At 30.5% G+C, this 5,426-nt stretch carries 2 protein-coding genes; both read left to right on the top strand.

Features of this window, described 5'->3' with window-relative positions; translation table 11 throughout:
* Positions 1-293, top strand: a 293-nt coding sequence (locus tag ACLR9T_RS13100) for an LPXTG cell wall anchor domain-containing protein (protein WP_413109954.1), incomplete at its 5' end; no start/stop codon positions are given.
* Positions 294-645: 352 nt separating this feature from the next.
* Positions 646-5,426: alpha-N-acetylglucosaminidase TIM-barrel domain-containing protein (locus ACLR9T_RS13095; RefSeq protein WP_413109953.1), on the top strand; the 4,781-nt coding region annotated here is incomplete at its 3' end.

Raw genomic sequence — 5,426 nt, 5'->3', positions numbered from 1 at the left:
GCTATACAGCAGCATCATTAAAAGTAGTAGATGAAGAAGTAGCAAAAGCAAATGCAATATTAAATAATCCAAATGCAACAAAAGAAGAAGTAGAAAATGCCATAAATGGATTAACCAAAGCAATGGCCGGATTAGAAACTAATCCAACTAACCCTGAAAGTACAGTAAAACCAGGTGATACAAAGGTAAATGCTACTAAGACAGGTGATACAACAAACGTTATATTACCACTAGCAGGACTAGCAATTGCCTCATTAGGATTCTATGGAAATAAAAAAAGAAAGCATAAATAAACTAAAAAAACTTATTTAACTTAGTCAGGTTTATTTATAAGAAAATATGAAGTAGAAAATAATTGTAAAAGGTATAGCTTTATACTATACCTTTTACAATATTTACTAAGCTAAAAATAGTTTAGTTTCTCAATTCATAATACTAATAAAAATAAAAGTGGTCTAAATAATATATTTTAGTAATTTATAATTATTTTTATTGTGTTTATGAAAAGAATAAAATTTATAAATATGTGAAATTATCTAATTAAGTAATAGAGGGATTAGATAATCAGGTAATTTATTTTATAAATATTTAAGGATAATGAAAGTAATGTTGTATTAAAAATAGATGGAGAAAGGAAAAAGAAAAATGAAGAAATTTGTACGTAAATGTTTAATATCTTTTCTATCATTGTTTATTACCTTATCTTTTATTTCAACCCATGGAATTATAATAAATGCTGTTGAAAAAGATGAGTTAGTAAATGTTGCTTTGGGAAAACAGGTCACTGCATCAATGATTACTTCTGATCAATCAAATGCATGGCAGTGTCCTGATGATCGAATTACTGATGGAGATAAGTCAAAAAGTTCATTTTGGGATAGTGGTGATTTATTAGATAATATAGAACCAGAAGTAATTATTGATTTAGGAAAGGTTTATGATTTAGAACAGATTAATATTTTTACATATTATGATAATGTAAGATTTTATCAATATAAAATTCTTGTGAGTGAGGATCTTTCTAATTGGAAAGAAATTGCTGAAAAGGATAATAAGAATATTGCTACAGAAAAAGGAGATAGTTATACTTTTTCACCTAGTTTAGCTAGATATGTAAAAGTTTTATTTACTGGATCTAGCCAAACATCTCGTCATTTGATTGAAGTTGAAGCATATGCGAGGGTTGAAGATAAAGGAGAAAATTTGGCTCTTGGAAAAACTGTAGAGGCATCTAAAACAACTGAGGGGAATGCAATGGCTGTAGTAGATGGTAATAGAAATACATCTCCTTATTGGGCTGCATCAGTTCCTCATCCAAATCATGTTATTATTGATTTAGGAAAAAAAGCAGAGATAAATGAAATTGATGTTTATCCATATTTTGGAAATCCACGTGGATATACTTATAACATTTATGTAAGTGATAATGGAAAAGATTTTGAAATGGTTGCATGTAAGGTAGAACCCTATAAACAATTAGCATCTGGAGATAAATATGCTTTTGCACAAGTAGTAAAAGGACGTTATGTGAAAGTTGAAATGACAGGTATTAAAATGCCAAGTGATCCTAATAATACTGGTGTACATTTATCTGAAGTCGAAGTTTATGGACGATACGAAGATAACGGGGAAATAAAACTTGAAAATATCGCTAAAAACAAACCAGTTCAAGCAAGTGTAGATAATTCTGGGTATCCTGCAAAGGTAATTACAGATGGCAACACAAGTGGAAAATATTGGGATGGTGGAGCAGCACCAGCATATTATGAAATTGATTTAGAAGATTTTTATCAAGTGCGAGAATTAAAATTATATCCATTCTATGGAAATCCTCAAAGAGGTTACCATTATACTATATATGCAAGTGATAATGGTGTTGATTATAAAAAAATTGCTGAGAAAACAAATGATGATTTAGCTACTTCTGCAGGTGAGTTTTATAATATAGAAGAAGATGTAGTTGCTCGTTATATTCGAGTTGTTATGACCCATAATACATTATCACAGACGACAAGTAATAAGTCTGTACATATGTATGAAACAGAAGTGTATGGTGAAAAGGTTGATAATTATACACCTAGTCAACCATCACAAATTGATCCTGAAGATAAAGATAATATTGCTTATCATAAACCAACAACTGCAAATATGAATAAAAAGGCAAGTTCTTTAGTAGTTGATGGAATGAAAGATTATGGATGGACTGCTAAATTATATCCTGCAAATGTAGAGGTTGATTTAGAAAAGGCATATGATATTTCTGAAATGATGCTTTATTTTCCTACTGATGGAGATATAGTATATAAATATAGTATTTATGGTAGTGTAGACGGTGTAAATTATAATAAGATTTATAGTAAAAAGGATAATGATCCTGTATCAAAAGATGGTGATGTTATCACATTAACAGATTGTAAAGGTATTCGTTATGTTCGTGTTAATGTAGAATATAATTCTGAAAGTGCTATTTCAGCTGTGGCTGAAATAAAAATACATGGGATTGAAAGTAATGTAGAAACAGAAAATAAAAAGGAAAAATATGAATTAGAACCATTTGTAAAAAGTGATTATGCTAAGGATTTGGAAGTTACAGAACTTTTAAATGGTATTGTAACAAGAACGGTTGGAAATGAGTATGTTAACTGGTTTGAATTTAAAGAAGTTCCTCAAATAGAAGAAGGTAAAGATTTCTATCGTATTTCTAACCATAATGGAAAAATAAAAATTGAAGGAACAAGCGGTGTGGCAATTGCTTCTGGTTTGAATTATTATTATAAATATTATTGTAATGTTAATATTACAGAGGTTGCAAATCAAACCAAAATGCCAGAAAAATTAGTTCCGGTAGAAAATGTAATTCAAAAAGAATCACCATATAAAGTACGATATGCTTTTAATTATTGTACTTTAAGTTATACATTTCCATATTATGATTTAGAAGATTGGCAACATGAACTTGACTGGTTAGCATTAAACGGTGCAAATGTTGTATTAGATCTAGCAGGGCAAGAAGCTGTATGGGTGTTATTCTTACAGGAGCTGGGATATTCTTTTGAAGATGCTAAAAACTGGTTGTCAGGACCTGGATATTATGCTTGGCAATTTATGGATAACTTGGAATATATTAATGGTCCAGTTCCAGAAGGCTGGATTGAAGATAGAGTAGAGCTTGCAAGAAGTACTATCCAATGGAAAAATGCTATGGGAATGCAGACTGTATTACAAGGGTATGCAGGCATGCTCCCAACAAATGTTGAAGAGTTTGTTTCAGATCAAACGATTATTGATAATCTTCTTCCACAAGGTGAATGGGGAGGTTTAGATCGTCCATGGATGGTTAGAACAGATTCTAAGGCTTATGAAATTCTTGCTGAAAAGTTTTATAAGGCACAGGAAATCGTATATGGTAAAGATAATCATTATTATGCAGTTGATCCATTCCATGAAGGTGGTATCAGACCGAATGATTTAAGCGACGATATTATTGCAAAAAAAGTATTAGAAAATTTAGTTGATAAATATGATGAAGAAGCAGTTTGGATGATTCAGCATTGGTGGAGTAATCCTTCTAAAAAGTTATTAGAAGGTATTGGTGATTATCGTGATGAGCATACAATGATATTAAATTTAACTGCGGTTCCAAATTCTGGTGACGGGGCAGGTTCTACAGGAATTCCTGATGATGCTAAGTTTAATAACACTCCATGGGTATATTGTATGTTAGAAAGCTTTGGTGGTGCGCCATCATTAGATGCGGATTTAAAATCTTTGTCTAAAATACCCCAGCTTGTAAAAGAAAAAGGTAATACAACCCTTCAAGGAATAGGAATTATTTCAGAAGCGACATTAGATGTTCCAGCTGCATATGACCTATTATGGGAAATGGCATGGGAAGATACGGCTATTGATTTAGACCAATGGATTGAAAACTATGTTACTAGAAGATATGGTGAATATAGTGAAAATGCGTATGAAGCATGGATGATTTTAAAAGATACTGCTTATAGCGGTTCAAGAGGTCCTGTTCATTCTTTTGTTAGTAAAAATCCAGATTTAAATTTAAGTATTGAACAATTCCGTTATTCTACAGCAGATCTTGAAAAAGCTCTAATACTATTCTTGAAAGATTATGATAAATTATCACAAAGTAAGGGATATTTATTTGATCTTTCTGAATTAGTTGCTCAGATTATTAATAATAAGCAATATCAAATATTAGCTGATATAAAGAATGCTTATTCATCAAAAGATAGTAAGGCATTTATAGAAGCAAAAGAAGAGTTACTAACAAGTTTTGATATTCTAGATGAAGTAACTAGTATTAATTCTAGTACTTTATTAGGTGAGTGGATTGGTAAAGCTACTGATTTTGCTAAGAATTATGATGATTTTTCATTAGATATGTTTGAACTTAATGCAAAAGCAATGATTACAACATGGAAAAATTCTATAAATAAAGGATTGATAGATTATTCAGCACGTAATTTCAGTGGATTGATTAAAGATTTATATAAAGAAGTATGGAATACTTATTTAATTAGTTTAGAAAATAATCTTTTAAATGGAACGACAGTAGAAAAACCTGATAAATATGAAATGTACTGGTCTTGGGTATTAGATGATAAAGAGTATTCGAGAGAAACATTATCTTCTGTGGATGATATCAAAGAATTAATGGATTCTGTTGTTAAGAAAATTATAAAATTAGATGAAAAAGATTTAACATTTGTGGCTAGTATTGAAGCAAGCAGAGAAGTTGCTTCTTCTGGTGCAAATGGAGGTTATGCTAAATATGCTATAGATGGTTCTTTGAATTCTTACTGGGATGGTGGAAGTGTTAAAGACAATCCTGAAATAATTTTGGATTTAAAAGATCTTTACACTCTTGAAAGTACCCAAATTATCCCATATTATGCTGGAAACAATCGTTATTATCATTATGAGGTATATGCAAGTACAGATAAAGAAAACTGGACTAAAGTTGCTGATAAAAACACAAATGAGATTCAAACACAAAATGGTGAAAAATTTGATCTAGATATTACTGCTCGATATTTAAAAATTGTTGGAAAATATAATAGTAGGGTAGAAGTAGATAAAAATAATGATTCTTTCCATCTTGTTGAATGGAAAGTAAGTGGAAAGCTTGCAGAGAAAACAGATTATACAGCATTAAACAAAGCTATTGCAGCAGCAGAATCATTAAACGAAGCAGATTATACTAAAGAAAGCTGGGAAGCATTAGTAACAGTTCTTAATACAGCTAAACAAGTTGCAGCTAAAGAGGATGCAACTCAAGAAGAAGTAGATAATATGGTAAATCTATTAAAGGCTGCAAAAGATGCATTAGTTGAAGTTACTATTGAAACAAATAAAACAGCATTATCGATTGCAATTGATATGGCTAAAGAAGTAACTCAAAAACA

Origin of the sequence: Thomasclavelia sp. (genome assembly GCF_047249845.1) — a bacterium.
Classification (GTDB): domain Bacteria; phylum Bacillota_I; class Bacilli_A; order Erysipelotrichales; family Coprobacillaceae; genus Thomasclavelia.
Note: the sequence above shows the minus strand (reverse complement) of the source record. Positions and strands in the feature narration are given on the sequence as shown.